We start from the raw sequence: 18,338 nt of genomic DNA on the forward strand, positions 1-18,338 counted from the left end.
AGAGTGGCAATGAAGTATTGCCGAGTTACTCTAGTAAAAAGAAAAAGGGAGATGGGATATGAGGCGTCGGGCAATATTTGTTTTGCTTTTGAGTTTATTAATGTTTGGAGGAGCGCTCAGCAACTCAGTATACGCAAAACCAAGCTTTATACCAAAAATTTCAGTGACTAAGTTTGTTTTAGGAATTTACGATCCAAATCCCACTATGAATGATGACTTAAGAGACGCTAGGAAGACATTTGCCATTTTGAGAATACAAGGCAATAAGTTGACTGGCTTTTTGTTCTATGGCTTGAAGGTTAGAAGAATAAGCAAAAACATTAGGATTGTTGAATCTGAGTACTTTGACGGTTATGTTATTCTATTTGACTCAAAGGACACAGAAAATGGTATTATAGGACTACAGGGCAATATATACAAGAACGGGACGGTGTGGATATTTCTGCAGGAAATTGGCAAGAAGAATATCATAGCATTGTCTTTTGAGGATAAGCAATTAGTAGAAAGGCTCTCAAAAATGAAATTACCAAAAGAGAAAATAGATGACATAAGCTGGTCATTTAAAATTGTACCTCCTAAGATAAACATTCATGAAATCGCCTCCGGCAAAGAGATTATCTTAATGGGCGGGGTTCAGCAAAGATGCTCTTATAGCACTAAAGCAGTGTACATAACATCCTCATGGCCAACAAATTCACCCACAACGTACTATATTAAAGTACAGGCTAAGTTCTGTGGTCCAACAATTCTAAAAAGTACAGATGAATACAAGGTAATTGTTAAAAATTTAGATGAAGGAAGGATTGTATCTTACGGTACAAGTTATCGGGAAATTAGTGGGGATACTGCATTTGAAATTCGGGGATCTCCTTCTCGGCCAATAGATATAAAGGTAACGGTACCTTACAAGGATAGTCCCAATGAAGTACAAGATTTAATAATCAGGGTGTCAGGTAGTATCGTTAACTTTGGATATAGTGAAGTTAGTTGGGCTATTAAATGGGCGGCTGATTTAATAACATGGGCACTTAATCTTCCGCCAATACCCACTAAAGCAACACAAGGCCCAACTTTTCCTCCAATAATCATTGAAGGTGGAGAAGAGAAGAATACCCTAGCTGTAGCCTACAATAATTTGAATATTGGTGTTCCTGGACAGTTCTTGCAAATAGAGGGTATTGTCATTCGATACAATAATGGTCCTTCATATGACATTACAAGAAAGTTTTATGCACTATACAACGTACCGGTATACTATGGCCCATCTTCAAATCCCAGTCATGTAGCTGATGTAGAGACTCAATGCAGTTTAAGGGTTACCCACACTAACTAAAAGAAGTGATGTTTAGATGAAGCCTGAAGACTTTCTTCCCCTCCTTACTCTTTTACTTTTGTTTGGGGTCTTTTATGGAGTAATGGAACATAAATGCACAATTAGAGTATCTGAAGAAGTAAGTAAAGCTGTGGAAAAAGTGGAGAAGGAAGACATTGTTATGGATATTGGGCTTCACACAACCGAGCTCCGAAAGAACTCAGAACGGGCTCTTGCATGTCTCAACGCTAGCAAGTGTTCAAAAGCCACACTGATAAGATATCTCATGAAAGCATCATTTCACATGGAAATGTTGCACTCCTACTACAGTAGAGCTGTCACCTCTATCCTTAAGCCTGGTGAGGAAATCGAACCCTACATCAATACCACTACACTAGATTGTGCGAAAATGTTAGAGAGGTTTGCTACAATAATAATCGAGGACGACATAACTGAGAGACAGCTCAAAATTATAAAAAGAGCGCTAATAGACGTTAACAAATTTACGAACAATACACTCAAACTTAACAATATCACTTTAATCCTGCAGGAGAATGGAAAAATACAAGAAAAGTGCCAAACTTACCTAGTGGCGTTTAACAATACCACAAGGTGAGTGTTTTTCTTTTTCTGAAACTTCTCGCAGAGAGCACTAAGTTTCTGAACATTTTTATGTTAAAATAAACCTTAAAAGCTTTAAATTTTTTACATTTTTCTGATAATAAGGGAGGTGATTATAATGTTCCCTCATGAGGAAGAATTTGTCCGCGAAAAGCTTGGAAGAGAGCCTAATGAAGTGGAAAAGGCCATGATTGAAGTAATGTGGAGCGAGCATGCCTCATATAAATCAAGCCGCAAGTGGCTCAAACTTTTACCAACTAAAAACGAGCATGTGATTTTAGGACCCGGAGAGGATGCTGGAGTTATAAAGTTTGACGAAAATATTGCAATAGTCGTTGGAATCGAAAGTCACAATCATCCAAGTGCAGTTGAGCCCTATGGTGGGGCAGCAACAGGTGTTGGCGGAATTGTAAGGGATATACTGTGTATGGGGGCTCGTCCTATAGCTCTGCTCGACCCAATACGCTTTGGCCCATTGGAGAAAGAGCGCAATAGGTATCTCTTCGAGTACGTTGTTAAGGGAATAGCTGACTATGGCAACAGGATAGGGGTTCCTACTGTTGGCGGCGAAACGGAGTTTGATGAGACCTTGGACGGCTATACATTGGTGAATGTTGCATGCATTGGCATAATGCACCCCGATGAGTTAGTTCACAGCTACGTAACCGAGAGCGGTCTGCTTTTGGTTTTAGTTGGGAACAAAACTGGAAGAGACGGCATTCATGGAGTGACTTTTGCAAGTGAAGAGCTGAGCGAAAACGCTGAGGAGGAAGATCGCTCCGCTGTGCAGATTCCGGATCCGTTTACTGAAAAACTTTTAATTGAAGCAACCCTTGAGGCAGTGAAAACTGGTAAAGTTAAAGCCCTCAAAGATTTAGGCGGCGGAGGCTTAACTTGTGCATCTTCAGAAATGGCTGGAAAGAAAGGGTTTGGTGCAGTCATTTATGCAGATAGAGTGCCACAAAGAGAACCTAATATGAATGCTATGGAGGTAATGATTTCAGAGAGCCAAGAGAGGATGCTTTTTGCTGTTAAAAAGGAAGATTTGGAAGAGATGTCAAAGATTTTTGAAAAGTATGAACTTGAGTGGACAGTTGTTGGGGAGATAATAGACGAGCCAAGATACATTGTTTACTGGAATGGCGAAAAAGTCGCTGATTTGCCAATTGATCTGCTCACAGAAGTTCCAATAATAGAATGGGATGCCAAGCCGTATAGTGTTGAAAAAGATGTCCGAACTCCTGAAATCGCTCCACAAGATGCTTTTCTTAAAGTTCTCTCAAGCCCAAACATATTAAGCAAAGAATGGGTTTACAGGCAGTATGACCATGAAGTTCAAGGAAGGACAGTTTTAAAGCCCGGTCTGGATGCCGCTGTGCTGAAAATAAACGATGAATACGGCTTAGCTTTTGTGAGCGATGGAAATCCTTCATACAGCTACTTGAATCCATATCACGGAGCAATGGCTTGTGTGGTTGAAGCTATGAGAAACTTGGCTTCCGTTGGTGCTAAACCTCTATCTTTAGTTGACAACCTGAATTTTGCCTCCCCAGAGAGGCCTGAGGTGTATTGGAGCTTCATCGAGACAATTAAAGGACTCAGAGATGCGGCAAATGCTTTTGGATTAGCTTATGTCAGCGGTAACGTGAGCTTTTACAATGAGGTTGGCAACAAACCGATAAAGCCAACTCCAGTAGTTGCGGCTTTAGGAAAGGTCAAGCTTGAGCACATTACAACCATGGACTTTAAAGATGAAGGTAATTTGATTGCCGTTGTTGGAGTTACAAAGAATGAATTGGGAGGAAGTGAGCTCTATAGAGTTTTCGGCATTGGAGGTGGAATCGCTCCGAGAGTTGACTTAAAAGCGGAGAAAGAAAACGTTGAAGGCATCTTAAAGGCAATTGAGCATGGATTAGTAAAAGCTGTTCATGACGTAAGCAGGGGAGGTTTGGCGATAGCTTTAGCTGAGATGGCAATAATAAGTGGAGTAGGATTTGAGGTTGACATAAGTAAAGTTCCAGTGGAAGCAAAGCTCTCTCCCTTAGAAGTGCTGTTTTCAGAAAGTCAAGCAAGATTTATAGTCAGCTTTGAAGAAGAAAACCTTGAAAAGCTCAAAGAAATGTTTAAAGACTTTGCAGTTATAGGAGAAGTTGGAGGCAGAGAAATGGTGTTTAAGAGCAATGGGGACGAAGTAATTAGGGTAAGTGTAAAAGAAGGGAGAAAAATTTACGGTTCGCTTCCAAGGCTTCTTGGAGAGTAACTTTTCTTTTTATTTTCCGACTGGATAGTTTGGTGCTTCGTTCGTTATGAAGATGTCATGTGGATGGCTTTCCTTGAGTCCAGCGTGTGTTATTATCACAAACTCTCCTTTTTCTTTCAGCTCTTGAATGTTCTTTGCTCCAACGTAACCCATTCCAGCTCTTAGGCCTCCAATGAGCTGGTATAAAACTTCGCCAACACTCCCCTTATAAGGAACAACCCCTTCAACGCCCTCTGGGACGAACTTTCTTGTCTTCATGTGACCTCTCTGATAATATCTCTCTGCTCCTCCTTTCATCATTGCCCCTAAAGAACCCATTCCCCTGTACTGCTTGTATTTCCTTCCGTTGATAATTACCTCTTTTCCCGGAGCTTCCTTTGTTCCGGCTAAGAGATTCCCAAGCATTACAGCATCAGCCCCAGCCGCAATGGCTTTCACTATATCTCCTGAATATTTAATTCCCCCATCTGCAATGACCTTAATTCCGTATTCCCCTGCCCTGTCTGAAATCAGTGCTATTGCCGTTATCTGTGGAACACCAACTCCAGCTACTACTCTTGTTGTGCATATGCTCCCTGGTCCTATTCCAACTTTAACAGCGTCTGCAAAGGTTAAATCATCAACTGCCTTTGGATTTGCAATGTTTCCAACTATCAAGTCAGCATCAACTTTAGCTCTAATCTCCTTCATGGACTTTATTGCCTTAAGGTTATGCGCATGGGCAGTGTCAATGACTATGACATCGACCCCTGCCCTGTCCAATGCCAAAGCTCTCTTCAGATCAAAAGGCCCAACAGCTGCAGCGACTATTAAGTCTCCGTTTTCATCCCTCACAGCATTCTTGAACTTTTTCCTCAAAACAAGATCGCTCATCGTTATTAGACCAATAAGTCTGCCTTTTTTGTTTACAACTGGTAATCTGTCAATTCTGTTCTCAACCATTATTTTCATAGCCTCTTCAACGCTTATGTCCTCTTCAACTGTTATCACTTCTTTAGTCATGATGTCTTTCACTCTCTGCCCTTCTTTTGTTGCAATGTCTTTCTTAGACACTATTCCAACAACTTTTCCATCTTTGATAACTGGCAGTCCATCAATGTCGTGCTTCTCCATTAAAAATAGTGCATAATCTAAGGTTTCCTCTGGGCTTATGGTGATGACGTCTTCAATTATAAAGCGCTCTGCCCTTTTGACTTTTTTGACCATCTCAACCTGCTCTTCTATGCTCATGTTCCTGTGAATAACGCCTAAACCGCCTTCTCTTGCCATCGCTACTGCCATCTCCCATTCTGTAACCGTATCCATCGCTGCGCTCAGAATTGGGATATTGAGCTTTATGTTCGGCGTAATTTGAGTGGAAACATCGACGTCTTTGGGCTCAACTTCAGTTGCCTGGGGGATCAAAAGAACATCATCAAAGGTATAACCCTTAATTGCATTAACAAGTTTTTGTTCAAATTTGCCCATATTTTCCCGTCCTCCATCTCCTTTTTAACATAAACCTGACAACGGGTTTTTAAGGTTTTTGTATATGTATTTATGATGTCATGAAATCCCTCAGAAAATGGTATATTCATGAAAAATAAATCAACTGTCCGAGTTTCAATGCAAAGCAATTTTTAACAACATTTTTTTGGCATGTTTGAAATTTCTCGAATGTTTTTGCACAGTTTGACAACTTTACAAAGGTAAAGCTTATAAACTCATGACAGCGCCTAAGAATGAACATTCCCCGAGGTGAGGACAATGAGCAAGACAAAGATGATACTTGCCCACATAGCACCAATCGCAATCGTTTTAGCATTATTAGCACTTGCATGAAAATCTGACAATCATGCTCATCATTCCTTCCAATTTTTTGTCTTCTCTCTCTCCTATTCCGTGGTTCATTAAATATTTGACAACAACTTTGCCAAAAAGTATAATAAACAGTCAGCTTATCCTTTAGCGGTGATTTCCATGGTAAGGGGGGAGTACGAAACCAATTAGAAAAGAAATTAGAAAAGCCTATTCTGAAGCAGATATTTTGGGAGAAATTTTAAGAGAAGGAATTTATTGGGCGTTTATGGGCCGTCCGTTTGAGGTGCTACCGTTTTTGAGGGGTAAACTTTTGAGTGAAGCAGCAAAGCTCAATGGCGCAAGTGAAAATGCAAGGCTTGAAATTGAAAGGCTTTTGAAAGAGCTTGAGGGACTTTACAAAGAAATCAGCATGTCAGAAAAGGTTAATGAAGAGCAGATAGAGGCTGTTTTGTCCTATAGGGAGAAACTCGTTAAGATTGTGTATGGTTGAGGTAGGTTTATAACCTTCCTCCCTTCTATTATTCTTGGGATGATGACGGAGATTTCGCCCGATAGATGAGGACACTCGCATGGGCTGACCAATCTCCATACAAGCTTTTTCTTTCTTGAGATTTGAATAAGTTTGCACGTTAGCGCAGTTGTAGTGAGCTTTCAAAAATACGCCAATCATGGAGAAAACACTTTACAAACAGCTTTTTTAGAAGGATACACGAACCTTGATCAAACTTCGCTTTTTCGAAGTTTGTTAGAGAAAGGTTTATAAATACTCTCCATGAACAGCCTAAGGAACTTCACGATAATGGGATTAAAAACCCCGCTTCTTGGAGGTGTTGGAAATGGAAGCTGTCAAGATACCAGTCTGTACGTCATGTGGAAAGGAGATAACTCCAAGGGAGCACGCGACACACTTCATCTGCCCCAACTGTGGGGAGGAGATAATCTGGAGATGTGAAAGCTGCCGCGTATTGGGAGCACCATACAAGTGCCCCAAGTGCGGATGGGAAGGACCATAAAGGGGTGATTCAAATGAGCGATTTCAACATTGTTGGTGTTATTAAGGTTATGCCCACAAGTCCAGAGGTTGATCTGGATAAGCTTGAGGAGAACATAAAGAAGGCAATACCAGAGAAGTACGGTTTCGTTAAGATTGAAAGGGAGCCAATAGCATTCGGTTTGGTTGCTCTTAAAGTTTACGTCCTTGCCAAGGACGAGGAAGGATACTCCCTTGACGAAGTTGCCGATGCATTCAGAAAGGTTGAAGATGTTGAGAGTGCCGAGGTAGAAAGCGTCTCAAGAATTTGATAAATGGGGCAAATGCCCCACAGGATATTCTTTTTTAAATTCCAATGTTTAGAAACGTGGGGCTTTTTAGGTCTTCTAAGATCTCTCTTAATGATTCGTTGCTAATTTTGCTATAAACTTCCTCAAACTTATTCTCTTTACCTTCTTTCATCTTTGCGAGTTCTCGGATTGCCATGAAAAAGTTCTTGAGCTCTTTGTCTTCTTCAAAGGCATTCACTAAAACGTCGATGTTTTCATAAACTTCTCTGTAGAGCTTCTCGTTGAACAAATCTTTTATAAACCCAATTAATGTGTCAAATGCAAATTCAAAAAGCTCTTCATTTTCCTCAGCTTTTGCAAGTGCAAGGCTTAGCGATTTGAATGCCCCTTTATAATCCTCCCTACCCGCATATACTTCAGCCTCGATCAACCTTGCATTTATTTCAATGTCTGTATCTCTTGGGCTCTTCAAGACTTCCTTAATCAGTTCTTCTGCTTTCTCATCTTCCCCTTTTTCATAGTAGAAGTGGGCCAAATCGATTAGGCTTATTAGGTAGTTCTTTTCATCTCCTAATTCCTCAAATAGTTCTCTTGCTTCCTTCATAAATTTAATTGCCCTGTCTAAATCACCAAGCTCTTCGTAGTTTACTGCCATGTGTGCTAAAGTTAACGCTTCTTCTTTTTTGTCCCCTCTTTTTCTTTCCAGGTCTAATAACTTTTCATAGACTTCAATTGCTTTTTCCGGAAGTCCAAAATGCTCATAAGCATCTGCCAAGTAATACAATGCTTCGCTGTACTTCTCTTCACTTTCTCTATATTTCTCTGCAATTTTCTTGTAAACTTCAATGCCTTTTTCAATCTCATCAAGGTGTGCATAGATGTGTGCAATTTCATGAGCGAGCTCATAGGCCAACTCATCCTCACACTCCAAAGCTAAATCCTCAAGTCTTCTGAGGAGTTCTCTAAGCTCATCCTCTTTTTCGATCTCTTCAAGGTAATCATCAAGATGCTCAAGGACGGCTTCACAGTCTTTCCTTTTTAGGGCCTTTTCAAATTCCATCACCGTTCTCACCTGGAGAAGGTTATTTTTAGAGGTTTTAAAAACAGTTAGGTTATGTGCTTAAAGCCCTTGTGCTGGCGATGACACTGATTTTGAAGAAAAGGCAGATATGGACAACAATGGAATCATAGATCTTCACGATGTAATGCTTATCCTCCAGGAGGCTTGAGAACTTTCTTTTCTTTTAATTTTCTAAGATTTTCTCTACCTTCATCCCCCTCCACTCTGCATTTTGTAAAAATGTTTCTAAAGCGAAAAATTTATAAATAATCCAAAGGAACCTATGAGTGGAAACAACAAATTGTGAATAAAAGCTATTATGGTATAATTTAAAAAATCGAAGGAGGTGGGCGGAGATGGCCCAGCTCGCAGGACAACCAATCTTAATTCTGCCTGAGGGGACTCAGAGATATGTTGGTAAGGACGCCCAGAGGTTGAACATCTTGGCTGCAAGGATTGTTGCTGAGACCGTTAGAACAACTTTAGGACCAAAAGGAATGGACAAAATGCTCGTCGACAGCTTAGGAGACATCGTCATCACAAACGACGGTGCAACCATTCTTGATGAGATGGACATCCAGCACCCAGCTGCAAAGATGATGGTCGAAGTTGCTAAGACCCAGGACAAGGAGGCTGGTGATGGTACAACCACAGCAGTTGTCATTGCGGGTGAGCTTCTCAGGAAAGCTGAGGAGCTGCTCGACCAGAACATTCACCCAAGCATCATCGTCAAGGGTTACACAATGGCTGCCGAGAAGGCACAGGAGATACTTGACAGCATCGCAAAGGATGTTGATGTCAACGATGAAGAGACACTCCTCAAAGCGGCAGTCACTGCAATAACCGGAAAGGCAGCTGAGGAGGAGAGGGAGTACTTGGCAAAGCTTGCAGTTGAGGCTGTCAAGCAGGTTGCAGAGAAGGTTGGCGACAAATACCATGTGGACATTGACAACATCAAGCTCGAGAAGAAGGAGGGTGGAAGCGTTAAGGATACAAAGCTCATCAAGGGTGTTGTGATTGACAAAGAGAGGGTCCATCCAGGAATGCCAAAGAGGGTTGAGGGAGCTAAGATTGCACTCATCAACGATGCAATTGAGGTCAAGGAGACGGAGACAGATGCTGAGATAAGAATCACAAGCCCAGAGCAGCTCCAGGCATTCCTCGAACAAGAGGAGAGAATGCTCAAGGAGATGGTTGACAAGATCGTTGCAACAGGAGCAAACGTTGTCTTCTGCCAGAAGGGTATTGATGATTTGGCACAGCACTATTTGGCTAAGGCTGGAATCCTGGCAGTGAGAAGGGTCAAGAAGAGCGACATGGAGAAGTTAGCAAAAGCAACAGGAGCCAAGATCGTCACAAACATCAGAGACCTCACACCAGATGACCTCGGTTACGCAGAGGTTGTTGAGGAGAGAAAGGTCGCTGGCGAGAACATGATCTTCGTTGAGGGTTGCAAGAATCCAAAGGCAGTGACAATCCTCATCAGGGGTGGAACAGAGCACGTCGTTGACGAGGTCGAGAGGGCAATGGAAGATGCTATAAAGGTCGTTAAGGACATCATCGAGGACGGAAAGATTGTCGCAGGTGGTGGAGCAAGCGAGATCGAGCTCAGCGTCAAGCTCGACGAGTATGCTAAAGAAGTCGGTGGAAAAGAGCAGCTCGCCATCGAGGCATTCGCCGAGGCACTCAAGGTCATTCCAAGAACATTGGCAGAGAACGCTGGACTTGACCCAATCGAGACACTCGTTAAGGTCATTGCAGCCCACAAGGAGAAGGGACCAACAGTCGGTGTTGACGTCTTCGCAGGAGAGCCAGCAGACATGATGGAGAGGGGTGTTATTGAGCCTGTGAGGGTTAAGAAGCAGGCAATCAAGAGCGCAAGCGAAGCAGCAATCATGATCCTCAGAATCGACGACGTCATAGCAGCACAGAAGCTTGAGAAGGAGAAGGAAGGAGAGAAGGGAGGAGGAAGCGAGGACTTCAGCAGCGACCTTGACTGATCTCTCTAACTTTTCTTCTTAAGTTTTCTTTTGAATCTTTGGTGGATCTTAAAAATCCTCTTCTGGTTGTCTTGAAATGCCATATACTTCAAGAAGATTTCTCTTGGCTCTCCTTTTTAAAAGCAGCTAAAAAGAGGATGCAGTAGCATTAAGTTTCTCAATCTCTTTTTCAAGCCTCTTCAGCTTTTCCTTGGCTCTTCTCAGCTGGGCGTTGGCTAACTCAACTATTTTTTCAATGTATCCTTCACCCACCCAAAGGGCACCATTTTCTCCTAAGGGAACGTCCATTCTTTCTGTTGACCTTATTTCAACTACAAGCTTCTTGTGGCTGATGCTCTTGATGTTTGAATGCTTGAACCCGCAGTTTATTGCCAGATTTAAAAGCTCAACGGCATCTTCCAATGTTTTGGCAGAAACGTGAATTATGGGGCTGTGAAGCATGAACCAGAGCATCCCAGAGTTGTGCTTCTTGACCGCTGTTAAAACCTCTTCAAGAGAAACCTCTCTGTGCCACTTGCCGAGCCATTCAGCGTTAACCTTATCTCCAAACTCTGGCATCTGCATTACGGTTATCCTTCCGGAGCATGAAGATGTTGTGAAATAATTTGGAAGGGAGTTTATTTTCTCCAAAAGATGAATTATGTCTTCATCGACTAAGCCCTTCTCTAAGGCCTCGCTCAGACTTTCCATTGCTTTTCGCTTTTGGAGTTCAAAGTTCTTCTCGTAGAGGAACATGAAGGTAAATTTGTGAAGGTATTTAAAAAGATTGACATGCATTTAAGCAAAGGGTATGAATGCCCCCCTCTTCCTCACAAACTCCACAAACCTCTTGTAAGTTGGATGTGCACCCAAGGTCTCGCTGTCTCCAATAGCTATCAACTTGCGCTTTGCCCTTGTTAGAGAAACGTTTAGCCTTCTTAAATCAGTTAAAAATCCAAGCTCGCCCTTTTTATTGGAGCGAACAAATGAAAGAATAATAACTTCTTTCTCCCTCCCCTGATACCCATCGACGGTTTTTACTTCAATTTCATCGTTTTCTATGAGTGAGCTTATCAAATCTCTTTGATCATCATAAGGTGTTATAACTCCAACTGACTCTGGCTTAATACCCATCCTTAACAATCTTTTTACTATCTCCTTAACGAGCTTTGCTTCCAGCGGATTCTCCCTTGAAAGCGAACCTCTTCTTTGCCTTTCCCACTTTTCAGGATGTTTGGATGTGTCAACAAAGACTAAGGGTTCTTTTGGATTTAAGATGGAATCCCAGGGCTCTCCAAAATGGAAAACCCTAATGCCCAAATCGAGCAAAGTTATGTTTTTGACTCCATCATGAGCCTTAATTCTTCCATTGTAAAATTCTCTGCTTGGGAACTCCATGAGTCTTTCATTCATTCTGTACTGGATTTCAAGCATCTTTGCCTTTGATGGGTAAAGTTCAATAAGCTTTTCAAAGAGCGTTTCGCTGAGTTCTTTTGCCTCCTCACTCAAAATCGTTGGGGGCAATTGCTTATGGTCACCAGCCAAGATGAACTTTTTGGCTTTTGCTATTGGAATTAAAACGCTTGGAATCGTTGCCTGTGAAGCTTCGTCTATGACAGCTACATCAAAGTTAACGTCTTTTATGAAATCAAGAACCGCTGAAGAGTTTGTGCTTAAAACAACATCCGCTTGTTTTATTATCTCTCCTATTATTTCTTCCTCAAGCTTTTTGGTTTCATCATACAGCTTTTGAACTTTTTCGTTAAATGCTATCCATTGGGCCATTGATTTCACAACCCTTGCTGGAACGCCTCTTGCTCCAATTCCCCTCTCTGCGAGCCTTAGAATTTGCCTATCTGTAAGACCCCTCCGCCATTGGGGTGTTGGTTTTGTGTACTGATCTCTGAGCATTGCCAACCTTTCAGCCTTACTCCTGAGCTCTTTCACTCTCCTATACTTCTTGTGGACTTCAACCTGATAAGCCAGTGTTGATTCCTTTAGGTGCTTTGATACCCTGGAGGGATGTCCCAAGCGAACGAGCTTAACTTTCCCCCATAAGCGCTCGACTAAGTTATCAACAGCCACGTTGCTCTCTGCAGTTGCCAAAACTTTCTTCCCTCTTTTTACTTCTTGAAGAATAACTTCAGCAAGTGTTCTTGTCTTTCCAGTGCCGAAGGGACCATGGATTAGGAAGAAGTCTTCACTCCCCAGAGCCAAGCTTACAGCCTTCCTTTGGCTTTCGTTTAGCTGCTTATCAAATGGTTTAAATTCAACCTCAGCACTTTCTCTGGGCTTTTCTAATCCAAGAACAAACCTTAATGCCTGCTTTCCACTTTCGCTGAGCCTTTCAAGGTTTTCTATCTGCCTCTTAAAGGTTACATCATTGGCATAGAGGTCGATTCTAACGTTTCTTAATGCCCAGGTCGGGACGCTCTCAAGGGCAACGACAAGAAAGCGCTTCCCCTTTTCAGTCACGGTTCCGATTAAGTCACTTGCCAAAGGATTTCCCCTGCTTATCACAACCAAATCCCCAACGCTGATTTCAGTCTTTATCTCCTGCTTTCTGCCGTATTTAACGAGTTTGTAACCAAATTCCTCTCCAATAATTTTTCCATTTAAGCCAAGAACAGCTCTCCCTGCTTTTTCTCTCTCATATCCGGTTAGCTTCCTCATCTCCTCTCGCATAGCCTCTATCTCTGCCTCTCGCTCAAGCTCAACAAGCTCTTTGAGATGGTTAATGTATCGAACTATGTTCATCTTATTCCACGCTCCCTCATATCTAACTCTCGATCTTCATTAAAAGCGTTGGGTTATCTGACCATAAATTATTTAAGATTGAATAATTTAAAGTTGAATAATGTGATGATACATAATGGAGAACCCATTTATATTTGGAGAACCCGCTAAAGGTGAGAAATTTATAGATCGAAAAAGAGAGCTTGAGAGGCTTAGGAACTACATCATAAATGCAAGAAATGTGATCATATATTCGCCAAGAAGATTTGGCAAAACATCTCTCGTATTGAAGGTGCTTGAAGAACTGAGGGGGGAGATAATTTCCCTTTTTATTGATTGCTATTCAGTAACCTCTGAGAAAGACCTTGCGAACAGGCTTACAAAAAAAGTTCTCCAGCATTACAAGGGGAAAGAGATATGGCATGCTGTAAAGAAGCTGTTCCAGAACATAACTCCAAAAATTACAATTGAAACGACACCCAACGTACAAATTGAAATCAGTTATGAGGGCGTTGAAAATTGGGAGGAAGCGTTAGATTTGCCCCAGAAGTTGGCGTTAGACAAAGGTAAGAGAGTTGTTGTGGTTTTTGATGAATTTCAGGAACTTGTAAAATTTGGTAATTTGCTTAAGCTCCTACGATCAAAATTCCAGCATCACGATAGAGTCAGCTACATCTTTATTGGCAGCAAAAGGCACCTAATGGAGTGGATATTTAAGTCAAAGGAGAGCCCCTTTTATAATTTCGGTGCTCACATTACTCTCAAAGAGATACCTAAGGAGGAATTTAAAATATACATCTGGAATGCTTTTAAAAAAGGGAATATTGAAATTGGGGAGCATGTTATAGATAGAATCCTCTCTTTAACTAAATGCCACCCATATTACACACAAAGACTTTGCTTTGAGCTTTGGTATGTTGGGACTCTCAAAAAGGTGGTGGACGAAAAAGATGTGGAAAGAACCTTAAATGAACTTATATCAGATTTAGAGGACTCTTATCTGCTTATTTGGGAGTCTTTAACTCCAAACCAAAGAAAAGCTCTACTTGCAGTAGCCAAAGGAGAAGAAGACTTATTTTCAGGAGAATTCTTACGTAAATATGACTTTAAAAGCCCAGCAAGTGTACAATCTGCCTTGAGAAAGCTTGTAAAAAAGGAGATAGTTACTAAAATTGGAGAGACCTACAAAGTATCAGACGTTTTTATGGAGTACTGGTTGAAAAAACGATTCCTTGAAGAATAGTTGCTGGTGGGCCCGCGGGGCTTCGAACCCCGGACCTCCCGCTTATCAGGCGGGCGCTCTGACCAGGCTGAGCCACGGGCCCTCTTCAACTGGTGCCCCGGCCGGGATTTGAACCCGGGTCGCGGGATCGAGAGTCCCGCATGATTGACCGGGCTACACCACCGGGGCGCCGATAATCCTAAGCTCTGTCAAATTTATAAATTTTTCGGTAATTTGGGCATTGCTTACTCTTGGCTTCCGTAATCCTTATATCCTCTTCTTTCAACATTAATGTACTGGCGTGGGGTGAGTGTTATGAAGGTTTTGATCATGGCTGGCGGTTATGCCACTCGTCTCTGGCCCATAACCAAGGACAACCCAAAAGCTCTGCTTCCTCTGGGGGACAGATACATCATCGATTACATCCTTGAAAAAACAAAGGAGCTGGGCTTAGAAGTTTACGTATCAACCAACAGATTCTTTGCGAAGTACTTTGAGGAGTGGAGCAGGGATAAGGATGTCGAGCTCCTGGTTGAAGATACATTTCGCGAAGAGGAGAAGCTTGGCACCATTGGAGCCCTCCAAGAAGCGGTAAGTAGGCTCGGCTTGGACGATTATCTCGTCATCGCTGGCGATAATCTATTCTCCTTCAGCTTGAAGGACTTCTTGGACAAATACAATGGAAAAACGCTGATAGCTGTCTATGATGTCGGCGACTTTGAGCTTGCGAAGAGGTATGGTGTGGTTCTTCTTGAGGGAGATAGGGTGATTGATTTTGAGGAAAAGCCGGTAAAGCCCAAATCGACTCTCATAAGCACGGGAGTTTATGTCTTCCCAAAGGATGCTATGGAAATGATACCCCAGTACTTGGAGGAGGGCAACAAAGATTCTCCAGGCTACTTTATTCAGTGGCTCCTATCTAAAGGGATTGAAATTTATGCATACAAATTCGATGAGTACTGGTATGACATCGGAAGTGCGGACAGTTATTTGGAGGCATTGAAAACCCTTTTGAGGGAGAGCTACATTGAGGAGATACAGATAAGTCCCTATGCGAAGATTATTTCCCCGGTTGTTATAAAGAGGGGAGCAAAGATCCTTGGAAGATCAATAATTGGGCCATATGCCTACATTGGTGAGGGGTGTGTTGTTGAGAATTCTGACATAAGCGACTCAATAATTTTTAAAAACACCATAATAAGGAATTCAACAATCTGGCGTTCGATAATTGATGAAAAGTGTGAGATAAGGAATTTGGAGCTTAAGAAGAGCTTAGTCGGTGGGCATGCGAAGATACAGAGGGGAGATTAATCAATAAAAATGAGGGACACCGCATAGAATTCGACCTTTAAACGGAGTTTCACCTTGAAGCAAAGCTTACATCCCATCCAAACCCTGCAGCTCTGGGCAAACTGCAGAATTTGTTCAGGCTATAAACCTTGGATCGAGATGAAGCTTCGTTTTTGGTCTCTTTTCTATACAGTGCCCCTCACTATACAGCTCTCGCTTAACATATATAAAGCTTTCTTGTTTTTAATGCTTGTTTTAATTAAAGTTTTAATTTCAAATAATAAAACAAAACTTCCCAAGATAGTGGGCAAGCTTTTCACCTGTTTTACGATTGCCATATAATCGAATCTTTACTCTTCAGGTGGGCAAAAAGCTTATATATCATCGGCGGTGCTTAATTAAATGTAATTAAATGTCATTAAAGCTGGAGGTGATTTAAATGGCAGAGGATGAAAGGAAATACACAACAGTCTCAATTCCGAAGCCCCTCTATGAGAAGATAAAGAAGAGAATTGAAGGGACAGGCTTTACATCAGTTTCAGACTACGTTACATATGTTCTGAGGGAAGTGCTGGCAAGCTTGGAGGAGGAAGAGAAGGAAGAGGTCTTCAGTGAAGAGGAGGAGGAAAAGGTTAAGGAGAGACTTAGGGCTCTCGGCTACCTCGACTGACTTCTGTTAATTTTTATTTGGGTGATTGGAATGGTTTCTAAGCCACATGGTGGGAGATTAGTCAGGAGAATAGCCGCTCCAAAAACGAGGGAAAGGATTCTAAGCGAGCAGAGAGAATATCCGAGGGCTGAAGTTGACCACGGAAGAGCAATTGACCTTGAAAATATAGCCCACGGTGTTTATTCCCCACTTAAGGGCTTTTTAACGAGCGATGATTTTCAGTCCGTTCTGGATCATATGAGGCTTAGCGATGATACCCCATGGACAATCCCTATTGTTCTTGACGTAAAAAAGCCTGAATTTGAAGAGGGTGATGCAGTTCTGCTTTACTATGATGATCTGCCTATAGCGAGGATGCATGTTGAGGAGATTTATACCTACGATAAGAAAGAATTCGCCCAGAAGGTTTTCAAAACAGCTGATCCTAATCATCCCGGCGTTGCTAAGGTCTATGGGATGGGCAAATATTTAGTTGGCGGCGAGATTGAGCTTTTGAACGAGCTACCAAATCCTTTTGCAAAGTACACCCTCAGGCCAGTTGAGACGAGGATTCTGTTTAAAGAGAGGGGGTGGAAGACGGTAGTTGCCTTTCAGACGAGGAACGTTCCCCACATGGGACATGAGTACGTTCAAAAAGCTGCACTGACTTTCGTCGATGGTCTCTTCATAAATCCAGTCTTAGGAAAGAAGAAGAGAGGAGATTACAGGGATGAGGTGATTATCAAAGCCTATGAGGTTCTGTTCAAGCACTACTATCCAAAGGATGCAGCTACACTTGCAACCGTCAGGTATGAAATGAGATATGCTGGACCGAGAGAGGCGATACACCATGCAATCATGAGGAAGAACTTTGGGGCGACGCACTTCATAGTTGGGAGAGATCATGCAGGAGTAGGGGACTATTACGGACCTTATGAGGCATGGGATCTGTTCGATGAGTTTCCGGATCTGGGCATAACCCCCATGTTCATACGTGAGGCTTTTTACTGCAAAAGATGCGGCGGAATGGTCAACGCTAAAATCTGCCCGCACAGCGAGGAGTTCCACGTGAGGATAAGCGGAACAAAGCTCAGGAAGATGATAATGAGCGGTGAAAAGCCTCCTGAATATATGATGAGACCAGAAGTTTATGAGGTCATAAGGAGCTTTGAAAATCCATTCGTGGAGTGATGTGAATGCTTATAATCCACCACTGGGACACCGACGGCATAACATCGGCAGCTTTAGTTGCCAAAGCCCTTAGCTTAGGGGAGTTTGAAAATTTGAGTCCTCCCATTGGGGAGTTCAGGTTTGATGAAAGGATTAGAAAAGCAATCGAAAGAGCTGACACAATTTACGTGCTCGACCTGAACCTGCCGAATGAAGTTGAAGACGTTGATAAGGAGACGGTCTTCATCGACCACCACATACAGCCCAAAATTGAAAATCCAAAAGTTAAGCAGATAAATCCAGCTTTGAATGGAGAATATGCTCCTTCAGCCTCTTTTGTTGTTTCCCAATATTTTGGCATTTGGAACGAATGGTCTGCTTTGGGTGCTTTAGGCGACATAGGCAAGAAAGCACTTGAAATCCCTAAAGTTAGAGAGCTTTTAACTGGATTAACTGGTGATGAAGCCCTTAGATTGGTCCAGCTCATTGATTCAAACTATGTGGTAATGGATAGGGAAGGTGTGGAAAAAGCTGTGGAGGTTCTCCTAACACATAGCCTGAAAGAGCTTTTGGAATATGAGCCTTGGGTTAAGAAAGCTGAGGCAATTGAAAAGACAATTAATGATGCAATTGGTAATTTGGAGCTTAGAGATGGATTTGCCGTTATAACCTTTGAGAGTCCCTTCAATGTGATCTCCAAAGTCGCAAGGAAAGCTGTCTGGGAGCTTGGATACAACGGAGCGGTGGTTGTGAACAGGGATTTTCACGGAAAAGCCCAGATATACTTTAGAATTTCTTCCAAGCTCGCTGAAAAAATATATATGGGTGGAATAATTTCTGCTTTAAAGGAGAGGGGATTTAACGCTGGCGGAAAGAGGGAAGTTTTAGGGTGTATATGTGAAAAATCCAAAGTTGATGAGGTTTTGGATATAATTAACGCTCATCTGAGGTGATTGGG

At 42.2% G+C, this 18,338-nt stretch carries 16 protein-coding genes and 2 tRNA genes; 12 read left to right on the plus strand and 6 right to left on the minus strand.

The genetic code is table 11. The features are described 5' to 3' along the window. Window positions 1-58: 58 nt before the first annotated feature. The 3 genes from VFC49_RS08520 to purL all read left to right on the plus strand — a co-directional run bounded on the left by VFC49_RS08520 (window position 59) and on the right by purL (window position 4,193). The gene (locus VFC49_RS08520; RefSeq protein ID WP_324735187.1) at window positions 59-1,333 is read left to right on the plus strand and encodes a hypothetical protein; all 1,275 of its coding nucleotides are present in this window, start codon (window positions 59-61) and stop codon (window positions 1,331-1,333) included. Between the two features lie 16 nt (window positions 1,334-1,349). Beyond that, a complete protein-coding gene (locus VFC49_RS08525) occupies window positions 1,350-1,928 on the plus strand; it encodes a hypothetical protein (RefSeq protein WP_324735188.1) in 579 nt (192 codons plus the stop codon). Between the two features lie 123 nt (window positions 1,929-2,051). After that, on the plus strand, window positions 2,052-4,193 hold the full coding sequence (gene purL, locus VFC49_RS08530) for a phosphoribosylformylglycinamidine synthase subunit PurL (protein ID WP_324735189.1): 2,142 nt from the start codon (window positions 2,052-2,054) through the stop codon (window positions 4,191-4,193). Between the two features lie 9 nt (window positions 4,194-4,202). Here the strand turns inward: purL and guaB are convergent, their stop codons facing one another. Next, entirely contained in the window at window positions 4,203-5,660 is a 1,458-nt protein-coding gene (guaB, locus tag VFC49_RS08535; protein ID WP_324735190.1) for an IMP dehydrogenase, read from the minus strand. Between the two features lie 598 nt (window positions 5,661-6,258). Here guaB and VFC49_RS08540 point away from each other — a divergent pair. The 3 genes from VFC49_RS08540 (at window position 6,259) to VFC49_RS08550 (ending at window position 7,295) form a co-directional block, all read left to right on the plus strand. Beyond that, on the plus strand, window positions 6,259-6,483 hold the full coding sequence (locus VFC49_RS08540; RefSeq protein WP_324735191.1) for a hypothetical protein: 225 nt from the start codon (window positions 6,259-6,261) through the stop codon (window positions 6,481-6,483). 346 nt (window positions 6,484-6,829) lie between these two features. After that, the gene (locus VFC49_RS08545) at window positions 6,830-7,006 is read left to right on the plus strand and encodes a zinc finger domain-containing protein (protein ID WP_324735192.1); all 177 of its coding nucleotides are present in this window, start codon (window positions 6,830-6,832) and stop codon (window positions 7,004-7,006) included. A 13-nt stretch (window positions 7,007-7,019) separates the two neighbouring features. Further along, entirely contained in the window at window positions 7,020-7,295 is a 276-nt protein-coding gene (locus tag VFC49_RS08550) for an elongation factor 1-beta (RefSeq protein ID WP_013468318.1), read from the plus strand. Between the two features lie 34 nt (window positions 7,296-7,329). Here VFC49_RS08550 and VFC49_RS08555 read toward each other — a convergent pair whose 3' ends face one another. Beyond that, complete coding sequence (locus tag VFC49_RS08555) at window positions 7,330-8,334, minus strand: tetratricopeptide repeat protein (protein WP_324735193.1); 1,005 nt, start codon at window positions 8,332-8,334, stop codon at window positions 7,330-7,332. Window positions 8,335-8,690: 356 nt separating this feature from the next. Here VFC49_RS08555 and thsB point away from each other — a divergent pair, with 356 nt between their 5' ends. Next, the gene (gene thsB / locus VFC49_RS08560; RefSeq protein ID WP_324735194.1) at window positions 8,691-10,334 is read left to right on the plus strand and encodes a thermosome subunit beta; all 1,644 of its coding nucleotides are present in this window, start codon (window positions 8,691-8,693) and stop codon (window positions 10,332-10,334) included. A 126-nt stretch (window positions 10,335-10,460) separates the two neighbouring features. On the opposite strand, the gene taw3 is transcribed toward thsB, so the two are convergent. Beyond that, window positions 10,461-11,069 (minus strand): tRNA(Phe) 7-((3-amino-3-carboxypropyl)-4-demethylwyosine(37)-N(4))-methyltransferase Taw3, encoded by a 609-nt coding sequence (gene taw3 / locus VFC49_RS08565; protein WP_324735195.1) that lies wholly within the window; start codon window positions 11,067-11,069, stop codon window positions 10,461-10,463. 42 nt (window positions 11,070-11,111) lie between these two features. Continuing rightward, window positions 11,112-13,070, minus strand: coding sequence for an IGHMBP2 family helicase (locus VFC49_RS08570; RefSeq protein WP_324735196.1), 1,959 nt, complete (start codon window positions 13,068-13,070; stop codon window positions 11,112-11,114). Window positions 13,071-13,185: 115 nt separating this feature from the next. On the opposite strand from VFC49_RS08570, the gene VFC49_RS08575 reads away from it, so the two are divergent. Beyond that, complete coding sequence (locus VFC49_RS08575) at window positions 13,186-14,292, plus strand: ATP-binding protein (RefSeq protein ID WP_324735197.1); 1,107 nt, start codon at window positions 13,186-13,188, stop codon at window positions 14,290-14,292. Window positions 14,293-14,296: 4 nt separating this feature from the next. Here VFC49_RS08575 and VFC49_RS08580 read toward each other — a convergent pair. Both VFC49_RS08580 and VFC49_RS08585 read right to left on the minus strand, forming a co-directional pair. Further along, a tRNA-Ile gene (locus VFC49_RS08580) sits at window positions 14,297-14,374 on the minus strand. Window positions 14,375-14,382: 8 nt separating this feature from the next. After that, window positions 14,383-14,460 (minus strand) — tRNA-Glu (locus VFC49_RS08585). A gap of 126 nt (window positions 14,461-14,586) precedes the next feature. On the opposite strand from VFC49_RS08585, the gene VFC49_RS08590 reads away from it, so the two are divergent. The 4 genes from VFC49_RS08590 (at window position 14,587) to VFC49_RS08605 (ending at window position 18,333) form a co-directional block, all read left to right on the plus strand. Continuing rightward, window positions 14,587-15,582, plus strand: a complete 996-nt coding sequence (locus VFC49_RS08590) for an NDP-sugar synthase (RefSeq protein WP_324735198.1) — start codon at window positions 14,587-14,589, stop codon at window positions 15,580-15,582. A 418-nt stretch (window positions 15,583-16,000) separates the two neighbouring features. Continuing rightward, window positions 16,001-16,231, plus strand: coding sequence for a ribbon-helix-helix domain-containing protein (locus VFC49_RS08595; protein ID WP_324735199.1), 231 nt, complete (start codon window positions 16,001-16,003; stop codon window positions 16,229-16,231). Window positions 16,232-16,261: 30 nt separating this feature from the next. Next, window positions 16,262-17,401 (plus strand): sulfate adenylyltransferase, encoded by a 1,140-nt coding sequence (sat, locus tag VFC49_RS08600; RefSeq protein ID WP_324735200.1) that lies wholly within the window; start codon window positions 16,262-16,264, stop codon window positions 17,399-17,401. A 5-nt stretch (window positions 17,402-17,406) separates the two neighbouring features. Next, window positions 17,407-18,333 carry a DHH family phosphoesterase gene (locus tag VFC49_RS08605; protein ID WP_324735201.1) on the plus strand — a complete coding sequence of 309 codons (927 nt, stop codon included), beginning with the start codon at window positions 17,407-17,409 and terminating at the stop codon, window positions 18,331-18,333. Window positions 18,334-18,338 lie beyond the last annotated feature (5 nt).

It is taken from the genome of Thermococcus sp. SY098 (assembly GCF_035621495.1).
In the GTDB taxonomy this organism is placed as follows: domain Archaea; phylum Methanobacteriota_B; class Thermococci; order Thermococcales; family Thermococcaceae; genus Thermococcus_B.